The sequence below is a fragment of the Mesorhizobium erdmanii genome (genome assembly GCF_013170725.1).
GTDB classification, from domain to species: domain Bacteria; phylum Pseudomonadota; class Alphaproteobacteria; order Rhizobiales; family Rhizobiaceae; genus Mesorhizobium; species Mesorhizobium erdmanii.
This window is the reverse complement of record NZ_CP033361.1, coordinates 2,891,786-2,916,368: the sequence shown is the minus strand read 5'-3', so window position 1 is coordinate 2,916,368 and position 24,583 is coordinate 2,891,786. Positions and strand designations below refer to the sequence as shown.

At 64.9% G+C, this 24,583-nt stretch carries 23 protein-coding genes and 2 pseudogenes; 4 read left to right on the top strand and 21 right to left on the bottom strand.

Annotated elements, in window-relative coordinates:
• Window positions 1-110: 110 nt before the first annotated feature.
• Window positions 111-1,121 carry a zinc-dependent alcohol dehydrogenase family protein gene (locus EB233_RS14150; RefSeq protein WP_064989357.1) on the bottom strand — a complete coding sequence of 337 codons (1,011 nt, stop codon included), beginning with the start codon at window positions 1,119-1,121 and terminating at the stop codon, window positions 111-113.
• A gap of 97 nt (window positions 1,122-1,218) precedes the next feature.
• On the opposite strand from EB233_RS14150, the gene EB233_RS14145 reads away from it, so the two are divergent.
• A complete protein-coding gene (locus tag EB233_RS14145; RefSeq protein WP_064989358.1) occupies window positions 1,219-2,148 on the top strand; it encodes a LysR family transcriptional regulator in 930 nt (309 codons plus the stop codon).
• Window positions 2,149-2,167: 19 nt separating this feature from the next.
• Here the strand turns inward: EB233_RS14145 and EB233_RS14140 are convergent, their stop codons facing one another.
• From EB233_RS14140 to EB233_RS14090, 11 genes and pseudogenes are all read right to left on the bottom strand, one after another.
• A complete protein-coding gene (locus EB233_RS14140) occupies window positions 2,168-2,926 on the bottom strand; it encodes a slipin family protein (protein WP_064989359.1) in 759 nt (252 codons plus the stop codon).
• Window positions 2,923-4,308, bottom strand: coding sequence for an NfeD family protein (locus EB233_RS14135; RefSeq protein WP_064989402.1), 1,386 nt, complete (start codon window positions 4,306-4,308; stop codon window positions 2,923-2,925). The genes EB233_RS14140 and EB233_RS14135 overlap by 4 nt, the downstream gene beginning before the upstream one ends.
• A gap of 110 nt (window positions 4,309-4,418) precedes the next feature.
• Window positions 4,419-5,300, bottom strand: coding sequence for an EamA family transporter (locus tag EB233_RS14130; RefSeq protein WP_064989360.1), 882 nt, complete (start codon window positions 5,298-5,300; stop codon window positions 4,419-4,421).
• Window positions 5,301-5,488: 188 nt separating this feature from the next.
• Entirely contained in the window at window positions 5,489-6,895 is a 1,407-nt protein-coding gene (locus EB233_RS14125; protein ID WP_064989361.1) for a coiled-coil domain-containing protein, read from the bottom strand.
• A 156-nt stretch (window positions 6,896-7,051) separates the two neighbouring features.
• Window positions 7,052-7,354 (bottom strand): annotated as a pseudogene (locus EB233_RS14120) (sulfatase); the annotation flags it as partial.
• Between the two features lie 26 nt (window positions 7,355-7,380).
• On the bottom strand, window positions 7,381-8,067 hold the full coding sequence (locus EB233_RS14115; RefSeq protein ID WP_064989363.1) for an aspartyl/asparaginyl beta-hydroxylase domain-containing protein: 687 nt from the start codon (window positions 8,065-8,067) through the stop codon (window positions 7,381-7,383).
• A gap of 57 nt (window positions 8,068-8,124) precedes the next feature.
• Entirely contained in the window at window positions 8,125-9,618 is a 1,494-nt protein-coding gene (locus EB233_RS14110) for an efflux transporter outer membrane subunit (protein WP_064989364.1), read from the bottom strand.
• Between the two features lie 11 nt (window positions 9,619-9,629).
• A complete protein-coding gene (locus EB233_RS14105; protein WP_064989365.1) occupies window positions 9,630-12,797 on the bottom strand; it encodes an efflux RND transporter permease subunit in 3,168 nt (1,055 codons plus the stop codon).
• Window positions 12,798-12,800: 3 nt separating this feature from the next.
• Window positions 12,801-14,075, bottom strand: a complete 1,275-nt coding sequence (locus tag EB233_RS14100; RefSeq protein ID WP_064989403.1) for an efflux RND transporter periplasmic adaptor subunit — start codon at window positions 14,073-14,075, stop codon at window positions 12,801-12,803.
• 263 nt (window positions 14,076-14,338) lie between these two features.
• The gene (locus EB233_RS14095) at window positions 14,339-14,545 is read right to left on the bottom strand and encodes a hypothetical protein (protein ID WP_027052368.1); all 207 of its coding nucleotides are present in this window, start codon (window positions 14,543-14,545) and stop codon (window positions 14,339-14,341) included.
• A gap of 121 nt (window positions 14,546-14,666) precedes the next feature.
• Window positions 14,667-15,398, bottom strand: a complete 732-nt coding sequence (locus EB233_RS14090) for a hypothetical protein (protein ID WP_064989404.1) — start codon at window positions 15,396-15,398, stop codon at window positions 14,667-14,669.
• Window positions 15,399-15,605: 207 nt separating this feature from the next.
• On the opposite strand from EB233_RS14090, the gene EB233_RS14085 reads away from it, so the two are divergent.
• Both EB233_RS14085 and EB233_RS14080 read left to right on the top strand, forming a co-directional pair.
• Window positions 15,606-16,331: a response regulator gene (locus EB233_RS14085; RefSeq protein WP_064989405.1), complete on the top strand. Its 726-nt coding sequence runs from the start codon at window positions 15,606-15,608 to the stop codon at window positions 16,329-16,331.
• Window positions 16,328-17,569, top strand: a complete 1,242-nt coding sequence (locus EB233_RS14080; protein ID WP_064989366.1) for an ATP-binding protein — start codon at window positions 16,328-16,330, stop codon at window positions 17,567-17,569. The genes EB233_RS14085 and EB233_RS14080 overlap by 4 nt, the downstream gene beginning before the upstream one ends.
• Before the next feature lie 257 nt (window positions 17,570-17,826).
• On the opposite strand, the gene minE is transcribed toward EB233_RS14080, so the two are convergent.
• The 4 genes from minE to EB233_RS14060 form a co-directional block, all read right to left on the bottom strand.
• On the bottom strand, window positions 17,827-18,099 hold the full coding sequence (gene minE / locus EB233_RS14075; protein WP_056571260.1) for a cell division topological specificity factor MinE: 273 nt from the start codon (window positions 18,097-18,099) through the stop codon (window positions 17,827-17,829).
• On the bottom strand, window positions 18,096-18,911 hold the full coding sequence (minD, locus tag EB233_RS14070; protein WP_064989367.1) for a septum site-determining protein MinD: 816 nt from the start codon (window positions 18,909-18,911) through the stop codon (window positions 18,096-18,098). The genes minE and minD overlap by 4 nt, the downstream gene beginning before the upstream one ends.
• An 84-nt stretch (window positions 18,912-18,995) precedes the next feature.
• A complete protein-coding gene (minC, locus tag EB233_RS14065; RefSeq protein WP_064989368.1) occupies window positions 18,996-19,823 on the bottom strand; it encodes a septum site-determining protein MinC in 828 nt (275 codons plus the stop codon).
• 139 nt (window positions 19,824-19,962) lie between these two features.
• Window positions 19,963-21,810 (bottom strand): trypsin-like peptidase domain-containing protein, encoded by a 1,848-nt coding sequence (locus EB233_RS14060; protein WP_155765343.1) that lies wholly within the window; start codon window positions 21,808-21,810, stop codon window positions 19,963-19,965.
• Window positions 21,811-21,963: 153 nt separating this feature from the next.
• Here EB233_RS14060 and EB233_RS14055 point away from each other — a divergent pair, with 153 nt between their 5' ends.
• The gene (locus tag EB233_RS14055; RefSeq protein ID WP_064989370.1) at window positions 21,964-22,461 is read left to right on the top strand and encodes a hypothetical protein; all 498 of its coding nucleotides are present in this window, start codon (window positions 21,964-21,966) and stop codon (window positions 22,459-22,461) included.
• An 82-nt stretch (window positions 22,462-22,543) separates the two neighbouring features.
• Here the strand turns inward: EB233_RS14055 and EB233_RS31800 are convergent.
• From EB233_RS31800 to EB233_RS14035, 5 genes and pseudogenes are all read right to left on the bottom strand, one after another.
• A pseudogene (locus tag EB233_RS31800) lies at window positions 22,544-22,686 on the bottom strand (PRC-barrel domain containing protein); the annotation flags it as partial.
• A gap of 1 nt (window position 22,687) precedes the next feature.
• On the bottom strand, window positions 22,688-23,119 hold the full coding sequence (locus EB233_RS14050; RefSeq protein WP_064989371.1) for a hypothetical protein: 432 nt from the start codon (window positions 23,117-23,119) through the stop codon (window positions 22,688-22,690).
• 70 nt (window positions 23,120-23,189) lie between these two features.
• The gene (locus EB233_RS14045; protein ID WP_064989406.1) at window positions 23,190-23,672 is read right to left on the bottom strand and encodes an Hsp20 family protein; all 483 of its coding nucleotides are present in this window, start codon (window positions 23,670-23,672) and stop codon (window positions 23,190-23,192) included.
• 318 nt (window positions 23,673-23,990) lie between these two features.
• Window positions 23,991-24,140, bottom strand: a complete 150-nt coding sequence (locus tag EB233_RS14040) for a hypothetical protein (RefSeq protein ID WP_154674547.1) — start codon at window positions 24,138-24,140, stop codon at window positions 23,991-23,993.
• A 50-nt stretch (window positions 24,141-24,190) separates the two neighbouring features.
• On the bottom strand, window positions 24,191-24,475 hold the full coding sequence (locus tag EB233_RS14035) for a hypothetical protein (protein ID WP_027052355.1): 285 nt from the start codon (window positions 24,473-24,475) through the stop codon (window positions 24,191-24,193).
• Between the last annotated feature and the right edge of the window lie 108 nt (window positions 24,476-24,583).

Here is a 24,583-nt window from a genome sequence, read left to right as displayed (position 1 = left end):
CGTCTCGCGTGAAGCGCTAACCTCGATCGTCGCAAGAAAGTCGCGCCCAGTCGAACCGACCCCCTCTGGCCTGCCGGCCATCTCCCCCTCGAGGGGGGAGATCAGTTTCCTCACCACTCCAATGCGAACGCCAGCTTGCCGAAATGCAGGCCGCCGGCGGCCATGTGGGCATAGGCTTCGGCCGCTTCGTCAGGTGAAAACACCTTGTCGACGACCGGCTCGATCCCCGCTGCGCCGATGGCGCGGGCGGCGTCGCGAAGGTCGGAGACCGATCCGGTGTTGTTGCCGATCACCTTCAGCGCCTTGATGATGATCGGCAGCAGGTTGATCGTGGCCTCGGCGCCAGTGACGAAGCCGATGGTGAACAGCGTGCCGCCGGGCGCGGTGGCGTTGACGGCGCGGGCGAAAGTGGCGGTGCCGCCGGTCTCGACGACGAGGTCGGCGCCAAGGCCACCGGTCAGCTCCAGCACCTTGCCGTCCCAGTCTGATGTCGCCCGGTAATTGATGAGATGGTCGGCGCCGAGTGCCCTCGCCCGCTCAAGCTTCTCGTCCGAAGACGAGGTGATGATGACGGTGGCGCCGGCGGCCTTGGCAAGCTGCAGGGTGAGGATCGAGACGCCGCCGGTGCCAAGCAGCACGACGACCGAGCCCGGCCCGACATTGGCGGCGCGGATGGCGTTCCATGCCGTGGTGCCGGCAATCGGCAGCGTCGATGCCGCCTCGAAGGAAAGATGCGCCGGGACCGGCACGAGCGAATTGGCCGGCAGCGCGACATATTCAGCCAGCGACCCCGGCAGCGAGACGCCGCGCATCTGCGTCATCTCGTGGGGTCGCGGCGGGCCGCCGATCCAGCGTGGCTTGGCATGGGCGATGACCCGATCGCCGGTGTTGAATCTCGTGACGTCCTCACCCAGCGCGACGATCTCGCCGGCACCGTCGGCGACGGGGATCAACGGAAAGCTCGGTCCCGGATAATTGCCGCTCGCCACCGCGACATCGACGAAATTGAGGCTCGCCGCACGCTGGCGGATCAGCACTTCGCCGCGTTGCGGCTCCGGCGTTGCAATGGTGGCGGCGCGGAAGGCGTCCAGCCTGGGCTGGCTTAATTCGATGGCTTTCATGGTTTCACTCCGTTGGGACGATTGATGGGTTGAGTGAACCTAGTTGCTGCGTTATTTCTTGATAATCATGAGCCATCACATTTGAGTATTGCAAATCATGCAGCAATCCCATGAGCCGGCGGCCCTAGCCGAAATGACGGCCTTCGCGGCTATTGCCGAGGCCCGCTCCTTCACCCGGGCGGCGGCGCGCATCGGGCGCGACGCCACCATCCTGTCGCGGCGCCTGCAATCGCTGGAGGAGCGGCTGGGGGTAAGGTTGCTCTCCCGCACGACGCGCAGCGTGTCGCTGACCGAGGCGGGCACCGAATTCCTGTTGCGCGTGCGCGCCATCCTCGCTTCCGTCGACGAGGCCGAGGCCGCCGCGTCGGCACATGCCGGCGGCGGCCCGCGCGGCCTGCTGAGGCTGGCGCTGCCCGGCACGTTCGGGCGCATGTGGATCGGGCCGCTGCTGCCTCAATTCCTTGCCGAATTTCCCGATGTCCGCATCGAGGCCGAATTCTCCAACCGCTTCGCCGATCTGGTCGCCGAGAATTTCGACGTCGCCGTGCGGCTCGGCGCGCTGGAGGATTCACGCCTGGTGGCGCGCAAGGTGGCGACGCGGCGCCGGCTGCTCTGCGCGGCGCCCTCCTATCTCGCCCGAAGAGGCAGGCCGGACACACCGCAGGCGCTGCTTAGACATTCCTGCCTGGGCTTCAGCGGTTTCCAGACCTTTCCGGCCTGGGAGATGACCGACCGCGAGGGCCGGCGCGCGCGCGTCGAGGTGTCCGGGCCGTTGGTCAGCGACGATGCCGAGGTGCTGGTCGAGGCCGCCGTGCAAGGCGTCGGCCTGATGATGAGCACCGACTGGCTGGTCGGCCGCGAACTCGCCGACGGACGGCTGGTGCCCGTGCTGGAGGAGTGGACGCTGGCCGACGAAGGCGCGGTCTATGTCGTCATGCCCTCGGCCAAGGGACAAGCCGCCAAGACCCGCGCCTTCGCCGACTGGATCGGCAAGCGCTTCGCGCCGGAGCCGCCGTGGAGGGGGTGAAGGGTCTCGCGCACATCCCTTACTTCCCCTGCCCCTTCATGAACTGGCTGAGCAGGTCCACCGGCAGCGGGAACACCACCGTCGACGAGCGTTCGCCGGCGATGTCGTGCAAAGCCTCGAAATAGCGCAACTGCATGGCCTGCGGCTCGGCCGCCAGCATGCGGCCCGCCTCGACCAGTTTCGCCGCCGCCTGCTGCTCGCCCTCGGCGTTGATCACCTTGGCGCGCCGCAGCCGCTCGGCTTCGGCCTGCTTGGCGATGGCGCGGATCATGTTCTCGTTGAGGTCGACATGCTTGATCTCGACATTGGACACCTTGATGCCCCACGCATCGGTGCGCTGGTCGAGGATCTCCTGGATGTCGCTGTTGAGCTTGTCGCGCTCGGCCAGCATCTCGTCCAGCTCATGCTTGCCGAGCACCGAGCGCAGCGTGGTCTGCGCCAGCTGGTTGGTGGCGGCCATGTAGTCTTCGACCTGGATGACCGCCCGCTCGGCATCGACGATGCGGAAATAGAGCACGGCGTTGACCTTGACCGAGACATTGTCGCGCGAAATCACATCCTGCGGCGGCACATCCTGCACCACCACCCGCAGGTCGACCTTCACCATCTGCTGCACGAAGGGAACGAGGATGATGAGACCCGGACCCTTGACCCCGGTGAAGCGGCCGAGCGTGAAGACCACGCCGCGCTGATATTCCCTGAGGATGCGGATGGCCGCGGACAGGAACATGATCACGACCAGTGCGACGACCAGATAGGCGACATAACCAATCATCATTGTGTTGCTCCATTCCTTGCCGCATCGCGCCGCCGCACCGTGAGCACGAGGTCGCTGATATCGGTGATCTCGACACTGTCGCCGGCCGCGATCGGTTCGTCGGCCTTCGCCCGCCAGCGCTCGCCCAGGGCCAGGACATGGCCCTCCGCGCCTTGCCAGTCGAGGATCTCGGCCGGCTGGCCGCGCATGGCTTCGCCGCCGACGCGCGGCGGGTTCTTGCGCGCCGCCCAGACATAGCTGCCGGTCAGCAGCGCCAGTCCGAGCGTCAACGCCGCGGCAGGACCGATGACGGCCCATGACATGGCAAAGCCCGGTCCTTCTATTCTCATCAGCATGGCGGCGCCGAACAGAAAGGCGGCCACGCCGCCGAGCCCGAGCACGACAGTGGGATTGAAGGCCTCGACGACGAGGAAGGCGATGCCGAGCAGCATCAGCGCAAGGCCGGCATAGTTGATCGGCAGGAAGTCGAGCGCATAGAGGCCGAGCACGAGGCAGACCGTGCCGATGACGCCGGGCGCCACCGCTCCGGGACTGGTGAACTCGAAGACGATGCCATAGACGCCGGCCAGCATCAGGATGACGGCGACGTTCGGATCGGTGATGACGGCGAGCAGCCGGATGAACCAGCCGGGCTCCAGCGTCTCGACCGGCAGCCCCTTGGTCGCCAGCACCACTTTCTTGCCGGCGACATCGACGGTGCGCCCGTTCGCCAGTTGCAAGAGCTCGGTTGTGTCATGGGCGACGAAGTCGATGACATGCTCCTGCAGCGCCGCATTGGCCGACAGGCTCGCCGCCTCGCGCACCGCCTTCTCGCCCCAGTCGCCGTTGCGCCCGCGCAGTTCGGCGAGCGAACGGATCAGGGCGACGGCGTCATTGGTCACCTTGGCCATCATCGCGTCGCCGGCCGGCCGGCCGCCCTGGCCCTTCTGGTCGCCCTGGCTCTTCTGATCGTCCTTCTCGCCGCCCGGCAGCGACGGCAGCCCGCCGATCTCGACCGGCGTCGCGGCGCCGAGATTGGTGCCTGGCGCCATCGCCGCGACATGGGTGGCGTAGAGGATGTAGGTGCCGGCACTCGCCGCATGGCCGCCGGCTGGCGCAACATAGCCGATGACGGGCACCGGCGAAGCCAGGATATCGGCGATCATCTCGCGCATCGAGGTGACCAGTCCGCCGGGCGTGTCGATTTGAAGGATAACAACCTCGGCGTCCCGCTTGGCGGCGACATCGAGCGCTTCCTCGAGCTGCCTGCTGCTTGCCGGCCCGATGGCGCCGTCGATGGCGACGCTCAGCGCCACCCTCTCGCTCCCGGCTGAAGAGAAGGGAGAAAAGACAGCCACGGCAACGAAGGCCGCGGCAAGAAGGGCCACCCGCGCGAAGGTCACGCTCAAAGCTCCATGGACTCAATATGGGTTGTATTTTGGCGAGTCCAAGAGGAGAGCGTTGGCGATTGGCGGCGACCACCGCCAAAGTCGAAAATCGTGGCGAAGCCACCCTACTCCGGCGAAGGCACCGGCGGCTTCGACGTCAGCGCGGTGCCGGCCGCAGCCACGATAACGGCAACCACGCCGGCCAGTTGCGGCATGGTAAGCTTCTCATGCAGGAACAAAAAACCGGCCAGCGCGCCGAGCCCCGGCTCCAGGCAGGTCAGCGTGCCGTAGATGCGGGCCGGCATGCGGGTCAGCGCCACCATCTCCAGGAAGAACGGCAGCGCGCTCGAAAAAAGGCCGACGAGCAGCGCGCTGACCAGGATCGACGGCGCGAGCAGGCCGGTCCCGGCCTCGGCGATGCCGAAGGGCAGTACCAGCACGGCGGCGATCGCCATGCCATAGGCGGTGGTGCGGGTGCCTAGCTCCGCGCCCGCCTTCTGCGCCAGCACGATGTAGAGCGCCCAGAAGCCACCGGCCGCCAGCGCCAGCATAACCCCTGTCGGATCGAGCGGCTGCAGCGACTGGATGAAGGGCGACAACAGGATGATGCCGGCGACCGCAAGCGCGATCCAGGCAAAATCGCCGGCGCGCCGCGAGGTCAGCGTCGCCACCAGCAGCGGCCCGGAAAATTCGAGCGCCACCGCGACGCCGAGCGGGATCCTGGCAAGGGCCGCGTAGAACAGAAGGTTGAGGGCGCAGAGCGTCACGCCATAGGCAACCAGCCAGGGCAGCGTGGCGCGCGTCGGCCGCATCTGCAAGGGCCGCAGCACCGCGATCAGCATCAGCGCGCCGATGACCAGCCTGAGCGTCGTCGTGCCTTGCGCGCCGATCACCGGAAACAGCGTCTTGGCAAAGGTGGCGCCGATCTGGATCGACACCATGGCCCCCATCAGCGCCGCCACGGGCAATGGCGCTGCTTCGCGGCCGGCAACCGGCATCGATGTCAACTGGTTCTTCCTCCATGCCGCGGAATGTGCGACCGCGTGGAGATAGGGGTAATCGCCCCTTCTGTCGTGAGGCAGCGTCGGCCGTTTGATAGGGCACAGGCAAGCGCGGCTGTGCCTGCCTCATTCGCGCCGAGGTGCCGGCATCAGCCAGTCGGTCCGGTCGAAAAGCAACCGCACGCTCTCGCGGACTATGACGTAACCTGCATGTTCCGGCGCAGTCGCCGTCTGTGCGTGGCGCGCACGGAGTCCGCCACGGGGATCTCGACTACATTGTTGTCGCGGGTCCTGGCAGCCGTGACCTTGTGCAGGCGTTCGTAGGGGAGAAGCTCCTTGATGCGGGCGTTGAGGCTCGCGACCTCCGCGCGCAGGTCCTCGCATTCCTGCTTCTGGATATCGAACTCGATCTGCTCCGAGGCCTGCTGGAGCGACAGCTGCGAGAGATTGGCGGTGACACTCGACAGGCTCATCTTGCCGCTCTCGTTCTCGCTCCTCAATGCCGACAGTTGCTCATCGGCGATCTGCCTTTCGGCTAGCGCGTCATCCAGTTGCAGCTTGAGCCTGGCGATCTCGACCGCGGCTTCGCCGTTCTCGATGATGGTTTGCTCCATCCGAGCCTGCAGGTTCTGGGTTTCCGAGCGCAAGCCCTGCATTTCCAAGCGGGTGCGGGCAAGCTCGGCGTCGCGGTCAGCCTCCATGAGGCTGGTCGCCTCGGCCATTTCCCGAAGGTTCGCCTGGGCGCTCTCGAGCGACTTGCGCAGCCGCGCCTCCTCCTTCTCGCTCTTGCCGAGCGCGGCCATCAGATCCGCGATCCGTGCTGTATCGGTGGAATGGATAGCGGAAACTTCGTCGAGCTTGTGCCGTGCCTCGGCTTCCCGATGCAGTGACCGATCGAGGTCAACCGACAGGCTGACCTGCTTTTCCCGCAGCACCTTGCTCTCGTTCGCGCTGCGGTTGGCATCGATGGTCCTTGCCGAAAGCTGGTTCGCGATGTCGCCGAACTCAGCTTCGCGCTTGGCGGCCGCGTTGGCGGCCTCCACCAGTTTCAGTCTGGCGGCGGCGAGTGCGGCGCGTAGCGCCTCCCGCTCCTGCACCAGGCTCGCCTCGCGCTGCTGAAGAGTGTCGAAGGCGCCGTCGCGCTCGGTCTGTCTTTTCACCGCTTCGGCGAACTGGTCCGAGAGCGCTTTGTGCTCGGTCGCAAGCCCGGCATTGACGAGTTCCATCTCGTTGGCCCGCATGACGTCGCCATGCAGGATGCCGAGGAATTCGCGCGTCAGGTGGTGCGAGGACGCGAGTTCCGACAGTTTTCCGCCGATCTCGTCGAGATGCCCCTGCGCGTCGCGGAACAGCCCGTCGAGGGCTCCGAGCGCGGCGAGCCTGGTCTGCGTATGCGGGGTCAGCCTTGGCAGGCTTTGCGGATCGTCCACACCGGCTTCGGACGGACCACCATCGTCGGGCTCGCCGACATCGACGCTGGCGTCCTGCAAAACCGGCTCTTCGTCGAGACACGCCTCGATCGTTTCCGCCAATTCCGTCTGGAGCTCCTCGAACGCCCTGTCCACATCATCGGCACGCTTGATCAGATTCTTGAGATTCATGACCGAACACCTTCTACGCAAACGCTGTTCACATACTTAATGAAGTTCTAATATTCCCTTTTACATCCGCTCCTTGCGTATGGGAAGCCCCTGACGGAAGGGGGGTGCCTGGCCGATCGATATGGCGGCGCGGACGGGTTTTCGGTGCCGGGCCGTTCAGTTCAGCGATTTTCGCCGTGGCGGCGGTGCCGGGTGGCGCTGCTCGAGCTGTGCCGCTGCCGCCGCGCGGCCCGTCCGGCGCAGCCTTTCGAGATAGGCCGGCAGCTCGCCGAGGCAATGGAAAGGCCCCCCTTCCCTGATCACCGTCAGCAGCGGGTCGACATCGCTGTCGCTCCGCACGGCCATGGCACTGCGCCAGTCCTCGAGTAGGCGGCTGGCGTGATCCACGATCTCGGCCCGGGAACCGGAAAGATCATGGTGCTCATGCGGGTCCTCGCTCAAATTGAACAGGCTGACGGGACGGTGCGCCGTCGCCCGCCGTGGCTTCAGCCGGAGAAGGACACGCCCCTGCGGCGCATCCCCGACTGCACCCCGCGCACGATCAGCCTGGACAGGATTTCCATGTCCCAGGGCATTCCAGGGCGCCAGACATCGAGCAGCAGCGCTATGCGGGCCTCGTCGGAATTGTTTATCACCTCATGCTGGTAGGTGTCGTCCCACAGCAGGCCTTCGCCGTCGGTGATGCGCCTCTCCTGATGATTGATCATCATGATGGTTGCCGGGCGGCCATCGGGCTGCCGCGGGATGACCAGGCCAAGGTGGAACCGCATGATGCCGCGGAAAGGTCCGCGATGGGCCGGGATGTGCTTGCGCGGCGCCAGGAACGAAACCGCCGCCGATTTGACCTCCGGGCATTCGGCGAGCAACCGGCTGAGAACCGGCATTCGTGCGAGGTTCTCCGGCACCGTGACGTCGTAGGCCTTGAGCACGAACATGCGCCAGTCCAACCCGTCATTGGCCGAGATCTCGGCCTGCTCCGGCATGATGTCGTGGAAACGGGGAGCCTTGCCGAGACGCACGCCAAGCGCCTCGTCGCGGATGCCTTGCCAGGCCTTGGTGAATTTCACCGCGTTCGGAAAATCAGTCGCGGCATCGAGGATCGCCGGCGCCTCTATGCGCTTTTCATAGATGCGCCGGACCACACCGGATGCAAGATCGTAGACGTGGGACATCTCATGGCCTCTGGGAGACTATAACCCGACACCGTCGGCGTGAATCGCACTTTTTGTTCACTGCTTCGCGAGCTTCACCGCCAGCCGCGGCCCGGCCTTGACGTCGACGATTTCGGGTTTTGTGCTGTCGACCGCGCCGTCCCAGCCGCCGCCGAGCGCCTTGTTGAGGGCGATGTAGTTGGTTGCCAGGAGCACGCGGCTTTGCAGGAGCGAATCTTCAGCCGTATAGAGCGAGCGCTGCGCGTCGAGCACGTCGAGCAGGCTGGTCTCACCGGCCTTGTAGAGTGTGCCCTCGAGACTTGCCGCCTCGCCATAGGATTTCGCCGACGAGGCAAGCTTGCCGATCCGGATGCGCTCCTGCGCCATCAGCACCAGCGCGTTCTCGACATCCTCGAGCGCGGTAAGCACCGAGGCGCGGTAAGCGATGAAATACTGGTCGCGCTGCGCGCGGGCGACATCGGCCGCCGCCTGCAACTGCCCGGCATTGAAGAGCGGCACGCTGAGCGTCGGTCCGAACGACCAGCCGATCGACGAATTCTTGCCGAGATCGCCGATGTTGAGCGCTGCCGTGCTGATGTTTCCCGTCAGGCTGACCGAGGGATAGCGCGCCGCTTCCGCCTGCCCGACCTTGGCGGTGTATTGCGCGTATTGCCGCTCGGCCATGAGCACGTCCGGGCGCGACAAAAGGATGTTGGCGGGAATCCCGGTCGGTATCGGCAGGCGCGGTGACGGGATCGGCTTGCCGCGTTTCAAGCGCTCGCTGAGTGCCGCCGGCGGCTGGCCGGTGAGCACCGACAGACGATGCACCGCCTCGGCATAGCTTGCCTCCAGCGTCGGCACCGTAGCCTCGGTGCTGGCCGCCTGCCCCATCGCCTTGGCGACATCGGCCGCCGTCGCCGATCCCGCCAGAGCCATGGTGCGGGTTAATTCGGCGGTCTGCCGTTGCGACGCGGCCGAACGCCGGGCGAGCGCGATGCGGGCCTGGTAGCCGCGCGCCTGGGTGTAATAGGACGCGACGTCGCCGACCAGGGTCAGGAGTGTCGAGCGCAACTCCTCTTGCGACGCCTCCACGCCGTAGCGCGCCGCCTCCACGCCCCTGCGGTTGGCGCCGAACAGGTCGAGCTCCCAGCTGGCGTCGAAGCCGGACTGGTATTCGCTGTAGATGGAATTGGTCCCCGATGTGGTCGCGGCCGACTTGTTGCGGGTGACCGAGCCGGAACCGTCCACCGACGGCAGCAACGCGCCGGCGCTCTGGCGATAGTTGGCGCGCGCCTCGCGGACCTTGGCTTTCGCGGTGGCGACATCGAGATTGCCGGCAACCGCCTCGTCGACGAGCGTATCGAGTTGCGGATCGCGCAAGCGCTGCCACCATTGCGACAGCTGCGCCGGCTCGACGGATTTCGTCGGATTCTCACCACTCCAGTATGCCGGCATCGGCAGGATGGGCGTCCGATAATCCGGGCCGACGACGCATCCAGCGAGCAGAACAGCCGTGATCATGGGCGCAATGAGCCGCCCCGCGGCGGCCGGGCCACGTTCGAAACCTGTCATTGGAACTTTCCTTATTGCTGGTTGGCTGTCGCTGGCTTCTCGCCCGTGTCTTGCCCGATATCCGGCCCGATATCGGGCTTCGCCACCCTGCCCTTGAAGATACGCCGCACCGTGACGAACAAGAGCGGCACCAGGAAGACGCCGATCACCGTCGCCGCGATCATGCCGCCCATCACGCCGATGCCGACCGAATTCTGCGCGCCGGAGCCGGCGCCGCTGGCGATGGCGAGCGGCGTGACGCCGAGGATGAAGGCCAGCGACGTCATCAGGATTGGCCGCAAGCGTTGCCGCGCCGCCTCCAGCGTCGCCTCGACCAGCCCCATCCCGGCCGCCTGCCGCTCGATGGCGAACTCGACGATGAGGATGGCGTTCTTGGCGGCGAGGCCGATCGTGGTCAAAAGGCCGACCTTGAAATAGACGTCGTTGGTCTGGCCGAAAAGCGTTGCCGCCGCGAGCGCGCCAAAAATGCCGATCGGCACCGACAGCATGACCGCGAACGGGATCGACCAGCTCTCATAGAGTGCCGCGAGACACAGGAACACCACCAGCGCCGAAATCGCGTAGAGCGACAGCGCCTGGTTGCCCGAAAGCCGTTCCTGATGCGACAGCCCGGTCCATTCGTGCGAGTATCCGGCCGGCAGTTGCGCCACCAGCCTGTCGATCTCGTCCATGGCCGCGCCGGAGCTGACGCCCGTGGCCGCCGCGCCCTGGATCTCGACCGCCGCCGAGCCATTGTAGCGTTCAAGCCGGGGCGAGCCGAAGGTCCAGTGGCTGGAGGCGAAGGCCGAGAACGGCACCATGGCGCCGCTGGCATTGCGCACCTGCCATTTGTCCAGATCCTCCGGCTGCATGCGGAAGTTCGCGTCCGACTGCATATAGACCGGCTTCACCCGCCCGCGATCGATGAAATCGTTGACGTAGTCGCTGCCCCAGGCACTTGACAGCGTGTTGTTGATGTCGGCGAGGCTGACGCCCAGCGCGCTGGCCTTTTCCTGGTCGATGTCGATTGCGAATTGCGGCTGGTCCTCCTGGCCGTTGGGGCGCGTGTTGGCGAGCAGTTTGCTCTGCGCGGCAAGCCCCAGAAGCTGGTTGCGCGTCTGGATCAGTGCATCATGGCCGGCGCCGTTGACGTCCTGCAGGTAGAAATCGAAACCGTTGGTGTTGCCGAAGCCCTGGATGGCCGGAGGGGCAAGCGCGAAGACCTGCGCATCCCTGATCTTGCGGAAGGCACCCATTGCGCGGCCAGCGACCGCCTGCGCCGCCAGCGCCGGCGACGAGCGCTGGCTGAATTCCTTCAGCGGCACGAATGCAATGCCGACATTCTGCCCGGCGCCACCGAAGCCGAAACCGGAAGCGGTGAAGACGCCCTGGACGGCATCCTTCTCTTCCTTGAGATAGTGGTCGGTCACCTCGGCCAGCACACGCTCGGTACGGTCTTGCGTCGCGCCGACCGGCAGCGACACGCTGGTGATCAGGATGCCCTGGTCCTCTTCCGGCAGGAACGAGCTCGGCAGCCGGGCAAACATCCAGCCCACGCCGATGACGATGGCGAGGAAGACGGCGAGGAAGCGCCAGGACCGGTTGATGATGCCGTGCGAGCCGTCTCGATAGGCCGTCGTGCCGCGATCGAACACGCGGTTGAACCAGCCGAACGGACCGGTCTGCGTGGCATGGTCCTTGGGCCGCCGCAGGATGGTGGCGCACAGCGCCGGGGTCAGCACCAGCGCCACCAGAACGGACAGCACCATGGCCGAGACGATGGTCACCGAGAACTGCCGGTAGATGATGCCGGTCGAACCGCCGAAGAACGCCATCGGCACGAACACCGCCGACAGCACGGTGGCGATGCCGACCAGCGCGCCGGTGATCTCGCCCATCGATTTTCGCGTCGCCTCTTTCGGCGACAGATCTTCCTCCTGCATGACGCGCTCGACATTCTCGACGACGACGATGGCGTCGTCGACCAGCAGGCCGATGGCCAGCACCATGGCGAACATGGTCAGCGTGTTGACGGAATAGCCGAACAGCGACAGCACCCCGAACGTGCCGAGCAGCACCACCGGGACGGCGATGGTCGGGATGATCGTTGCCCGCAGATTCTGCAGGAAGATGAACATCACCAGGAACACCAGCACGATCGCCTCGGCCAGCGTCTTGACCACTTCCTCGATCGACAGCCGCACGAAGGGCGAGGTGTCGTAGGGGTAAACGACCTCGACCCCTTGCGGGAAGGTCGAACTCAGCCGGTTGATCGTCGTGCGCACGGCTTCCGCCGTGCTGATGGCATTGGCGCCGGTCGCAAGGTTGATTGCGACGCCGGCCGCCGGTTGGCCGTTGTATCTGGCCTGCGTGGTGTAGCTTTTGGCGCCGAGTTCGACGGTGGCGACGTCGTTGAGGCGAACCAGCGAGCCGTCCGTCTGGCTCTTGAGGATGATGTTGCGGAACTGTTCGGCGGTCTGCAGCCGGCTCTTGGCGGTCACCGTGGCGTTGAGCTGCTGGCCTTTGCGTTGCGGCATGCCGCCGAGCTGGCCGGCTGAGACCTGCGTGTTCTGCGCCTCGATCGCCGAGGCCACGTCGCTCGGCATCAGCGTATATTTGGCGAGCTTGTCCGGATCGAGCCAGATGCGCATGGCATAGCCGGAGCCGAAGAGCTGCGTCGAGCCGACGCCTTCGACACGCTTCAACGTGTCGTTGATGGTCGAGTCGACATAGTCGGCGAGATCGGTCGAGTTCATCTTGCCGTCGCTGGAGACGAAGCCGATGACCATCAGGAAGCCGGTCGAGGATTTGGAGACGGTGATGCCGTTGCTCTGCACCACCTGCGGCAGCTGCGACTGCACCAGCTGCAGCTTGTTTTGCGTCTGCACCTGTGCGGTGTCGGGATCGGCCGCACTGGTGAAGGTCAGCGTGATCGTGGCCGCACCGGTCGAGGTCGAAGTCGCCGTCATGTAGTCGAGATTGTCGATGCCGGTCATGCCTTGCTCGATGACCTTGGTCACCGAATTCTCGACCGTCTGGGCGTCGGCGCCGGGATAGGTGGCGCTGATGTTGACCGTGGTCGGCGCGATCTGCGGATATTGCGAGATCGGCAGCGTGGTCAGCGCGAGCAGGCCGCCCAGCATGATCACGATGGCGATCACCCAGGCGAAGATCGGCCGGTTGATGAAGAATACCGACATGGCTCAGTTCCCGGTCTGCTGGCCGTTGGCGGCCATCTTGGCGGGAGCTGGCGCGGCCGAAGAGGTCTGCGCCCTGTCCTTCACCTCGCCGGTCGTCTCGTCGATCGTCACCTCGACGCCCGTCGCGTCGCCGCCGGGGCGCACCAGTTGCAGCCCTTCGACGATGACCCGGTCGCCGTCGCCGACACCTGAATCCACCAGCCAGTTGTTGCCGACGCTGTTGCGGACAGTGAGCACACGCGTTTCGACCTTGCCCTGCGCATTGATGACCATTGCAGTCGCCTCGCCCTTGGTGTTGCGGGTGACGCCGCGCTGCGGCACCAGGAAGCTGTTCTGGGCGACGCCCTCCTCCACCAGCGCGCGCACATACATGCCCGGCAAAAGCAGGCGGTCGGGATTGGGGAACTCGGCCCTCAAGGCGAATGTGCCGGTCGTCTGGTCGACATTGGCGCCGGCGAATTCCAGCTTGCCGGTCTGGTTGTAGATGGTGCCGTTCTCGAGCTTCAGCTTGACCGAGACATTGGGGCCGCTGAACTTCAGCCGGCCCTCATTGATCGCCTGGCGCAAGTTGAGCAGATTGGTGCTCGACTGCGTGACGTCGACATTGATCGGATCGAGCGACCGGATGGTGGTGAGCAAGGTGTCCTGATTGGCGGTGACCAGGGCGCCTGGCGTCAGCGATGACTTGTCGATGCGACCGGCGATTGGCGCGGTGATCTTGGTATAGTCGAGATTGATGCGCGCGGTTTCGACACTGGCCTTGGCCGACGCCACGTCGGCATTGGCCTGGGCGAGCGTTGCGGCGGCATCGTCGTAATCCTGTTTGGAAACAACGTTCTGCTTCAACAAGCCGGCATAGCGGTCGAACTTGGCCTGCGCCGTCGGCACCGCCGCTTCGGCCTTCTGCTGGGCTGCCTGCGCGCTGTCATAGGCTGCCTGGTAGCTCGCCGGGTCGATGAGGTAGAGCGGCTGCCCGACCACAACCTCGCTGCCCTCCTTGAACAACCGTGCCTGGATGATGCCGTTGACCTGCGGACGCACATCGGCGGTGAGCGAGGCCGACGTGCGTCCCGGCAGCTCGGCCGTGATCGCCACCGATTGCGGATGCAGCGTGACGACGCCGACCTCCGGCTTGCTTGCGCCGGCCATTCCGGCGGGAGCCTTGCTCCCCTCCTGCGAACAGGCCGCCAGAAGAACCGTGGCGGCGAGTATTGCCGCCCAGGGCGCGAGCCGGCGTCGATGGTCCGACAAGACGGATTGGCTAGGCGTGAAAGGCATGGCCTGGATCTTTCCCTGGAGTTGCGGCGGCCTGGCACCGGAAGCGAGGCCAGGCTGGATCGATGAAATACGCTCGACGACGATCGATATCGTGAAAATGGCGCGCGCCCGTGCGAGGGCTGCGTCGAGCAATGCCTCGAAGCGGCTCATGTCGCGCTCCTTCTCCGCGGCCGGATCGAACCCGACGATCGAGTTCCGGGCCGCGATGCCCATCGCGCTCATTTATGCCGATTGGCGGCGGCATGCCAAGCCTTGCCTGCATCCTATGCGGTCTTGCGGTCATGATGATCGTGAAGCTGCCGTGCAACCGGGAGCGACAGGCGCCAGGCCGCGAAGCTCAACCGCACCGCGCCCTGCAACGTGTCGGCAGGCAGCGCCGCCGGCATGGCGGCATCACTGGCGCGCTGGCCGAGCGAGAGCCTCGGGCTCACCGACGCGATCAGCCGCAGCATCATCATGGCTTCCCACATCGGCGTGCTTCCATCTGGGCGAATTGAGGGTGGGATGACAGGACATGCCTGCCATCCCACGACACCGGCCGGCCCGAGAACGGGTTGGGCACCGGGCCGGCCGGCGCAACCGGTCGGAGTATCAGCCATTCCCGGGCTGGGGTGGCGGAAGCTGCCCGCCCAGGTCGGGCGAACCTCCAGGTCCGGCTGCATCTTCCGGCGGGCCGCCCCAGGGACCGGGGGGTGGTCCGTGGGGGTGTTCCGCCGAAGCGAGGATTTCGAGCTGTTCAGGCGAGAGCTTGGTGCGCAGCTCGGCGATCGCGTCCTTCAGCTTGGCGGCCGAGGCCGCGCGCGCCGTGACCTCGTCGGCCAGCCTCTCCTGGAAGGCGAAGGGATCGGGTTTGCCGCCCGGACCGGCATCGGGGACCTTGGCCTCGGGCGCATCGGGACCACCCGGGCCGCCGGTGCCGCCGGGACCACGATCATGCCGCGGCGGCGCGAGCACCGCCTGCAACGCGCTGGTGTAGTCGCGCCAGGCGTCGAGCTGCTCGCTGCGAATGCCGACGCGCGTCTCCAACACCGCCAGCCGGGCGGCCAGCATGAACTCCGGCGGCGGTCCCATGTGGTGCGGGCCAAAGCCTTGCGGTCCAAAGCGATGCAGGCCAAAGCCCTGGGGACCCCAACCTTGCGGGCCATGCCCCATCGGTCCGAGCGGACCGCTCTGGCCAAACCGGGGCATCGGGCCGTGGTCCGGTCCATCCTGAGCGATGACCGGCAGCTCGCCGGGCGCCGCGCCGGCATCGGGCTCGGCCGCCAGCACGGGGTGGATCGCGGCGACGGAAAACAGGCCGAGCGCAAGAAGTCTGCTTCGCATGACGGGGTTCCTTTCATCCATGCTTCGGACAGCCATGAGGATAGGAAGCTTGTTTGTCCGCTTCGCGTCGGCGTGTTGCCGAAGGTTTCCGCAAAGGGGCAATTTGTTTCCGAATGTTTCCCGCCGCCGGCCAGAAACATTGCGTTGCAATTTTCCATGCCGCTCGCGCGTCCGGCCCCTATAATCACGGCAAGCAAGGGCATGATCATGCAGTCACAACCCCATATCCTCGTCGTCGATGACGACCGCGAAATCAGGACGCTGCTCGGCCGCTATCTCGACGGCCAGGGTTTTCGCGTCTCGGTGGCGGCCGACCGGCGCGAATGCGAGCAGAAGCTGGGCGCCGGCCAGTTCGACCTCGTCGTGCTCGACGTCATGCTGCCGGACGGTTCGGGCCTCGACATCTGCCGGGGCATGCGTGATCGCAAGCCGCACGTCCCGGTCATCCTGCTGACCGCGCTGAAGGAAGATGTCGACCGCATCATCGGCCTGGAACTCGGCGCCGACGACTATCTCGGCAAGCCCTTCAATCCGCGCGAACTCACCGCCCGCATCCGCGCCGTGCTGCGGCGCGCCGCCCCGGAAGAAGCGCCGGCTCCCCGCGCCCGCATCTACCGCTTCGCCGGCTACCGCCTGGAGCCCGACACCCGCAAGGTGACGGATGGGCGCGGCGAGCTCATCGACCTCACCGGCGCCGAGTTCGACCTTTTGCAGGTGTTCCTCGACCGCCCCGGCCGGCTCTTGTCGCGCGACCAGTTGCTCGATCTGGCGCAAGGCCGCGAGCGCGACCCGCTCGAACGCTCGGTCGACGTGTTGATGAGCCGGCTGCGCCGCAAATTCTCCGGCACCGGCGACGGCCCGCTGTTCAAGACCGTGCGCAATGGCGGCTACCAGCTCACCGCGCGCGTCGAGGCGGTGGAGGTCGAGGCGTGAACTCGCTGCGCCGCCGCCTCATCCTGCTGCTGGTGATTTCGATCGTCGGCGTCGTCGGCCTGGCGACCGCCGCCGTCATCAGCGTGCGCGGCGGCGGGCCGCCGCCGGAGCTGACCGTGCCCTGGATCGCCCAGCAGATGGAACTCGTGGTGCGGCTGCTGCCGGGGCCGATCCCCGATGTGCTGCGGGTGCAATTCTCGGACCATCCGGCCGCCGGCAAGGTCTCGCGCACGGAAACGGAAATGCTCAACGACATCCTGCAGCGCCGCGGCCTCGATCTGCTGGCGATCATCAGCGAGAAGCCTGGCGAAGCCGGCCAGACTGCCTCGGTGCAACTGCCTGACAGGCGCTGGGCGATCATGGACGTGCCGCATCTCAAGCCGCTGGGGCGCGAATGGCTGGTGCTGGCCGGCTGGATCTCGCTGATCGTCGCCGGCGCCACCGCCGTCTCTGTCTATTTCACCTCGGTGCTGATCCGACCGCTGGAAATGCTGGAGGCCGCCGTCTCCAAGATCGGCTCGGACGGCGTGCTGGCGGCGGTGCCGGAAGTCGGCTCGGCCGAGGTCAAGGCGACGGCCCATGCGCTGAACCAGCTGTCGTCGCGGCTACGCACCGCCATGGAAAGTCGCATGCGCCTCGTCGCCGCCGCCGGCCACGACCTGCGTACGCCGATGACACGCATGCGGCTGCGCGCCGAATTCCTCGACGAGGAGCGCGACAAATGGCTGCACGACCTCGACGAGCTCGACCGCATCGCCGACAGCGCCATCCGCCTGGTGCGCGAGGAGGTCAACCAGGATGCCGTCGAGCCGCTCGACCTCGAAAGGATGGTGCGCGACATTTCGGCCGAGATGGCCACGCTCGGCCATAACGTTTCCATCGGCCATCTGGACAAGGTGTCTGTCCGCGCCGGCGCGCTCGGCCTGCGCCGGGCGCTGCGCAACCTGATCGTCAACGCCGCCACCCATGGCAAGGCCTGCGGCATTGACCTCGCCGTCGCCGACAAGCGCGCCGTGCTGACCATTTCCGACAACGGCCCGGGCATCCCGCCCGACCTCATCAACAAGGCCTTCGAGCCCTTCTTCCGCGTCGACCCCGGGCGCCAGCAATTCATTCCCGGCGCCGGGCTCGGCCTGGCCATCGCCAAGGAAATCATCGAGCGCTATGGCGGCACCGTGACACTTGAGAACCGCAGCGGTGGTGGGTTGGCGCAGACGGTGGTGTTTGAGGCGGTGTGAAAAAAGCAATGCCGGTGGGGCACGCCCCCCTCTGGCCTGCCGGCCATCTCCCCCACTAAGGGGGAGATCAGAAGCCTCTATCTCGCCGCTCGTCTTTCAAGGTAGCCGATTAGCGAAGGCCGCGATGACAGCCAATCTCCCCCCTAGGGGGGAGATGTCCGGCAGGACAGAGGGGGGCGCCTGGCTCGGCATCTGAAATCTCCGCCGCGCAAACCTGACAGAACCTAGCCCCCAAGGGGCGAGGAAGAGCGTCGCCTTTACCCCGCGATCGCCATCGGCACCGCACTCTTGTTCGGTATCTGGATGTCGATCTCCAGCGTCGACATGGTTTCGCCGCGGTCCATCGAGACCTGCAGGTAGTCCTGGTCGATCTGCACGTGCTTGGCGATGACGGCCATGATCTCCTCGCGCAGGATGGAGACGAGATCGGGCTGGCTGCGGTTGCGGCGCTCATAGGCGAGCAGCACTTGCAGCCGCTCGCGCGCCACCGGCGCGCTGGAGCGCCGCCTGAAGAGGTCGAACACGTTCATGCCGCCCTCCTTCCCAACAGACGGTCGAGGAAGCCCTTGCGCTCGAAGGGAACGACGACAGGCAGGTCCTCGCCTTCCAACCGCCTTGCGGCGTCGAGATAGGCCTTGGCCGCGGTGTTGAGCGGCTCCGACAGCGTCACCGGCGAACCTAGATTGGAGGCGCGCAGCACGTCCTGGCTTTCCGGGATGATGCCGAGCAGCGGCACCGACAGGATTTCCAGCACGTCGTCGATGCTGAGCATTTCGCCGCGCGCGGCCCGCGCCGCGTCGTAGCGGGTGACCAGCACGTGCTTGGCGATCTGCTCGCCCTGTTCGGCGCGCATGGTGCGGGCATCGAGCAGGCCGATGATGCGGTCGGAATCGCGCACCGACGAAACTTCCGGATTTGTGACGATGACCGCCTCGTCGGCAAAGCGCATGGCGAGCTGCGCGCCGCGCTCGATACCGGCCGGGCTGTCGCAGAAGACGTAGTCGAACACCGAGCGCAGCTTGTCGATGACCTCGCCGACGCCCTCTTCCGTCAGCGCGTCCTTGTCGCGCGTCTGCGAGGCCGGCAGCAGGAACAGCGTGTCGACCCGCTTGTCGCGGATCAGCGCCTGCGACAGTTTTGCCGTGCCCTGGATGACGTTGACGAGGTCGAACACCACGCGGCGTTCGGCCCCCATGATCAGGTCGAGGTTGCGCAGGCCGACGTCGAAATCGACGAGCGCCACCTTCTTGCCGGTCTTGGCCACGGCGGCACCCAGTGCCGCCGTCGAGGTGGTCTTGCCGACGCCCCCCTTGCCCGAGGTGACCACCACTACCTTGCCCATCAAAAAGCCTCCGTCGTTGTTATCAGTTGTTATCCCGGTCAGCCGCCCTGCCGGCTGTCATTCCAGTCGGCCCTTCAGGGGCGGTCAGCTCAGTGTCTCGACGCGCAGGCCCTCGCCGTCGAGGAAGGCCTGCACCGGCTTGCCGCGCGACACCCCTTCCATCTCTTCGGCGGTGATGTACCAGCCGTCGACCGAAAGAAGCTCGGCCTCGTTGCGGCGGCAGAAGATGCGCGCCCCGGTGTTGCCCAGCGCACCCGCCGAAGCGCGCCCGCGCAGCGTGCCATAGACGTGGATCGAGCCGGCGGCGACGATCTCCGAACCGGACGCGACCGAGCCCAGCACGATGACATCGCCATGCGGATGCATGATCGCCTGGCCCGAGCGGATCGGCGCCTTGATCATCAGCGTCCCCGAATCGTAATGCGAAACCTGCGGCTCGCTTTCCGCGCTCTTGCTTGCGCCAGCCTTGCCCTTACCGGCGGCATCGGTCCGCGCGTCCATGCGGTGGTCCGGCGCCCTGCCCTCGGCGGCCTTGCCCTCCGATGCACTGGAAACCTCTTGCCCAGCCTTGCGGCCAGGCAGCAGCCCATCCGTCGTCGCCTCCTTGGCGCCGACCAGCAAGGGCGGCAGTTCAGGCCCGAGCGAAGCCCCTTCGAGCTCGATGGCATAAATACGGATGCCGCGCGTACCAAGCTCCGCCACCAGTGCCGCGATCTCGCTTGCAGCGGGCTTCAAAATGTTCAGGTCGAGTAGCACCGGCCGCCCGGCAAAATAGCCCGGCGAGTTGCCGATCCAGTGGTCCAGCCCCCGCAGCCACTCCGCCATCGGCGCTTCCGGGGTCAAGGTGAAAGCGACGAAAGAGCGGGCGCGAAAGCGAATGGATTTGGCCTCGAGGGGAGCGGCAAAGGTCACGGCTGGCGAATCCTTACTGAGAGGTAAACGCTAGCGAGGGAATGGTTAACGAATGGTTAATGGGGGTGGGGAACTTGGCAGCACTAGCCTTGTTGCCAACAGCTGCTGGATGCAGCCCGACATAAGGTCCAACACTAGCCTAGGACGGCCCGTGGCACTCGATCCGAACAGTTACGCGCTGAGCTAAACTGGCCAAGTCCGTAATTGGCAGTTCCTTTGCTGCCTGGCCATCAGTCTCATATTCAATAGCGCTGGCCTGTAGAAAATTCTCCAAGACAGATGATTTGATTGCGAAATTCACGTTCTGAGGAATGTCGTCGGTTACGTTGGCCACGGCTATGGCATTCAGCTTTGCGACAACGACACCCATCAGGCGGCCATGACTGTCCAAGACAGGCCCACCGCTGTTGCCCGGTTGGACCGGCGCGGAAATTTGCAACATGCCAGGATCATCTCGAAGCCCAGACAACGCGGCCAGGTTCCCAACTGTAAGGTTTCCATGATCCGAAAGCGTACCTGTGAGCGGAAAACCAAACACCACGACGCTTTCGCCCAGTTTGACAGGGTCACCGCCTCTGAACGCGACCGATGCGCTATCTTTGAGGCCGTCCGATTGAAGCAGCGCAAGATCGCTGAACTCGGATACCTTGATGGTCTTGGCTGCAAGCTTGTTCCCTTGCTGGTCTATAATTCCAATTGAGCTACACCCCTTCGCGACATGGGCGTTCGTGACCACATGTCCGTTGTGATCGACCACAAACCCGGAGCCTGTGGAAACTAAATCCGACTTCGGCGCCTGCTTGTCGGATACATCCGGGGCCGGCGGGCTTGGCACTTCCTGAGACGCCACGACTGGGGCCGGGGTACTCGGCGGTGAGGGCTGGACTTTGCCATAAAGGTTCAAACGATACGCTACGTAGTAGATTGCCGGTCGGTCGAACGGCGCGTTTGGAACGTGAAGCACGTCCGCGTACTGACGATATGCCCTGACGGTCGCGCTACCCGCAATGCCGTCCTCATCGCCAGCGCTGAAGCCACGTTTGTTAAGTTCTCTCTGGAGGCGCTTTATAAAGTCTGTACCTCCAATAAATGGTGCCGGCTTGGGCGTCTTCTTACGCCAGCCCTTCGCGATTTTTACCGATTTGCGTACCTGTTCCGGTGAAAGCATCGACTGAAGTTCAATCCTTTGCTTCACAACTCCGTCACGAATCTCGCCGGCGTCGACGGTCTTGAGGGCAAGCGTTTGCATGACATAAGCGCTTTGGAAATTCCCGGTCACGCGGTAGACCAACCCTAGATAATACTGAGAAGGGCCATCGCCGAAATCAGACGCTCTCGTGAAGTAGGACTTGGACTTCTCCAAATCGACCGGGACACCCCATCCGAGAGCGTAGGCTCGACCAAGCTGCCGCAGCGCGGGCGCATTGTCCTGAGATGCCGCCCTCTCCCAATAGTGGATCGCCAGGGCATCATCCTTCTGCACTCCAGTTCCTGACGAGTACTGGTCCCCGACTGTTGACAGAGCGATGGTGTCACCTTGGAATGCGGCCATCCTGTACCAGCCGAGAGCGGCAGAGGCATCTTCCTTGAGACCAAACATTCCAGCCGAGAGCGCCAGGCCCATCCAAGCTTGGGCGTTCGGGTTTCCGTCTAGTGCAGCAAGGAGGCATGATGACATCGACGGCGGTTCGTGACTGAGAGACTCGGTCAGGCACATGTCATACTCGGCAGATGGATGACCTGCTGTGGCAGCCTCTGCCCGCATGGCCTCGCCCTCGGGGGTTCCCTTTGGGTTGGTGCTGGCCAAGTAATTTGCGTAAAGATATTTGGCGTCAACGTTGCCCGAGGCGGCATCGGACGCAATAAGGCCGATTTCTTCTTTCGACAAGCGGTTGTAGAAATCTTGTTCGTTATCTGCTCGAGCGTTTGCTGCCGATGACAGCAATACGATTAGACAGACCGAAACGACTGAAAACAACTTTGACACAATCAACTTACCCGACCCAATACGAGATTAGGGTCGCATGCACCTTGGGTCAACTCAAGATGAAACCCACGATCGCCATGCCCCGCCCCATGGAGTTCGAGATCGCAGCTATGCTAGCCTCTATCAAGCCGGCTGAAGCCTGAGGGGCAAGTCATGTTGGATCAATGGACCAATTTCTTCGTCATGGTGGGTGGCGGTGCGGCAGGGCTTGCCGGGTTGATCTTCGTCGCGATATCGATAAATCCCGAACGCATTGTCCGCAACACGACGCATAAGAACCGGGCAATCAATATGCTGTCGGGCTTCAGCGCGATTTTCATGGCTTGCAGCCTGGCACTTCTGGGAGGTCAATATCTTCCGGCACTCGGCTTCGAATGGCTTTTCCTCTGGGTGATAGCGACATTCATCTTTGTCAGGGGCTATACCGTCGCCATCAAGTCGGGGATGAGCTCCATCGGGCTGACCGTGCCCCGGCTCGCGGGCGGCACGGTGTGTTATCTCGCCGAAGTCATCGGCGCGTTTCTGCTGGTTCTCGGACGCGGCATAGGGCTTTACATCGCGGCCCTTGGAACCATCGTTTTGTTCGCCTTCCTCATTTCGGGCGCATGGCTGCTGATCATCGGCATCTACGAAGAGCCGGCCAAGGAATGAGCCGCACGCCCGGCGCTGAAGAGGCAAGCGCCATTAAGCGGAGCGGGCCCGTGTTACCGGGCCCACTCCTGGTCGTCTGGCGTCAATCCGGATGCTCAGGCATTTGTTTCAGATGGTCCCTGGTCCAGTTGGTCACGGCGCGCACGTCGCCATCCTCGTTGCGCACGAAGTCGAGCCCTTTGCAGCGACGGCTACCGGCTTGGCGCCGATGCCGCAGACTCCGCCCTTACGCGTAAGCCGGTTCTGGAAACGCGACGGCTCCGCCACCCCCGCGCCGAGGATACATCACACATGCCGGAGAGGGCGGCGGATCATCGTCGTCATTCGGGCCTGGGCGGCGGAACCACCGGCGGGCAGCGCTGCGTCGGCGGTCGAGCGCTCGGGGCCACGCGATCGCGGGTGGCGTATCGAGGGACTTGAGCGCATCGAGGATATCGTCGATGCCAACGGCGATGCCGCCTTCCAGCTGACGCAACGACGGCGCATCGGCAACGACGTTCGCATCGGAAGCCCAGAACGACAGCATGGCTCGTTTCTCGGCGGTCGAGAGCGCCGCGTCCCTAAGCACGTCGTCAGGGACCAGGAAGCGCCTGCCGGCGCCGAGGCGGCTCGAAAGATTGGTGTTCGGCTTGGTTGATGTGTCGAATTCTCTAGTCATCTCCTGTCTCCGCAATTACGGCCTCCCGGGCCATGCCGGGAGGCGAACCGCAGCTTCTGCTAATTCAGGGTCAGGCGGCCTTGCGCCCCGCGCGGCCATCCCCGGCGATTCGAACGGTGTCGTTCGACGCTTCGGCCGAGGGCGACCCGCCGCCGACGGGGATGCGGCGCGGCTTCAATTCTTCGGGAATTTCCTGGACCAGTTCGATGGACAGAAGCCCATCGCGCAGCGCCGCCGCCTTGACCTTGACGTGGTCGGCGATGCGGAAGACCTGCTTGAAATCGCCGATCGCGAGCCCACGGTGCAGGATCTGGCGCCCTTCATCCTCGGCGTTCTTGTGGCCGGTCACGATGAGTTCGGGGCCATGCTGCGTCAGTTCGATTTCTTGTTCGCTGAATCCGGCCACCGCCATTGTGATGCGATAGTCGTGCTCGCCGATCTTCTCGATGTTGTAAGGAGGCCAGTCCGGGCGCGGGCCGCTGTCGAGCATGTTGAAAAGGCGGTCAAAGCCGACCGTCGTGCGATAGAGGGGTGCGTAGTCAAAGCTTCTCATGTCCATATCCTCCGAAAAGCAACATGGGTTTCAACGTCTACGATATTGAATGTCGAGCCCTGGAGCCTCGACGAAAAACGATTTGGGAGGGGTGAAAATCCTCTTCAAGAGGATGGCGAAAAAAAATTTGAGGCCGTGAAAACGTGCTGCTTCGCCTGGCGGCAGGCGTCCGGGACGCGCCGTCATTCGTCGGCCCGATTGGCGTGTCGCGGCACGTTGCAGCCAACCCGGACGGCATAGACCAACACCGGTGTTTCAGGCGATGACGGCAGCGTGTCGCCCATCGCCGTTTCTAGCGGAGAAGGCAGACAACGCCCCTCAATGCCGCTTGAAATACTGCACCTCGCGCTCGTGCTTCTCGGCGGCCTCACGCGTCTCGAACGTCCCCAGGTTCCGCCGCTTGCCCGTCTTCTCGTCCTTCTTGCGCGAGTAAAGCCGGAACTTACCGTCCTTCAGCTTGCGGATCATCGGTCTCTCCCTTGCAAAAGACGAGGGGCCCGGCCGGGCCCCTCGAACTTTCAGTCGCGGTGTTCGGGCATCTTTTTCAGCTGGTCCTTGGTCCAGTTGGTCACGGCGTGGATGTCGCCATCGTCGTCGCGCATGAAGTCGAGTTCGCTGGCGGCAACGGCGACGGGTTTGGCACCGATGCCGAGGAAGCCGCCGACGTCGATGACGACCTGGCTGCCATGCACATGGTCGACCGAGCCGATCTTCTCGTCGCCGGGGCCATAGATGGTGGCGCCCTCAAGCGTGTCGTTGGTCAGTTCGGCGTTGGTCAGCCTGATGTGGGTGCTGTGGTCCATGGTGCATCTCCTGTGGTTGGGGCAGGAGGAACCTGCGAGACGGGCAAGGGTTCCGAGGAAAACGGCGTGGAGGGCTAGGTCAGCGCTCTAAGGCGCAGAGTTTGCAAG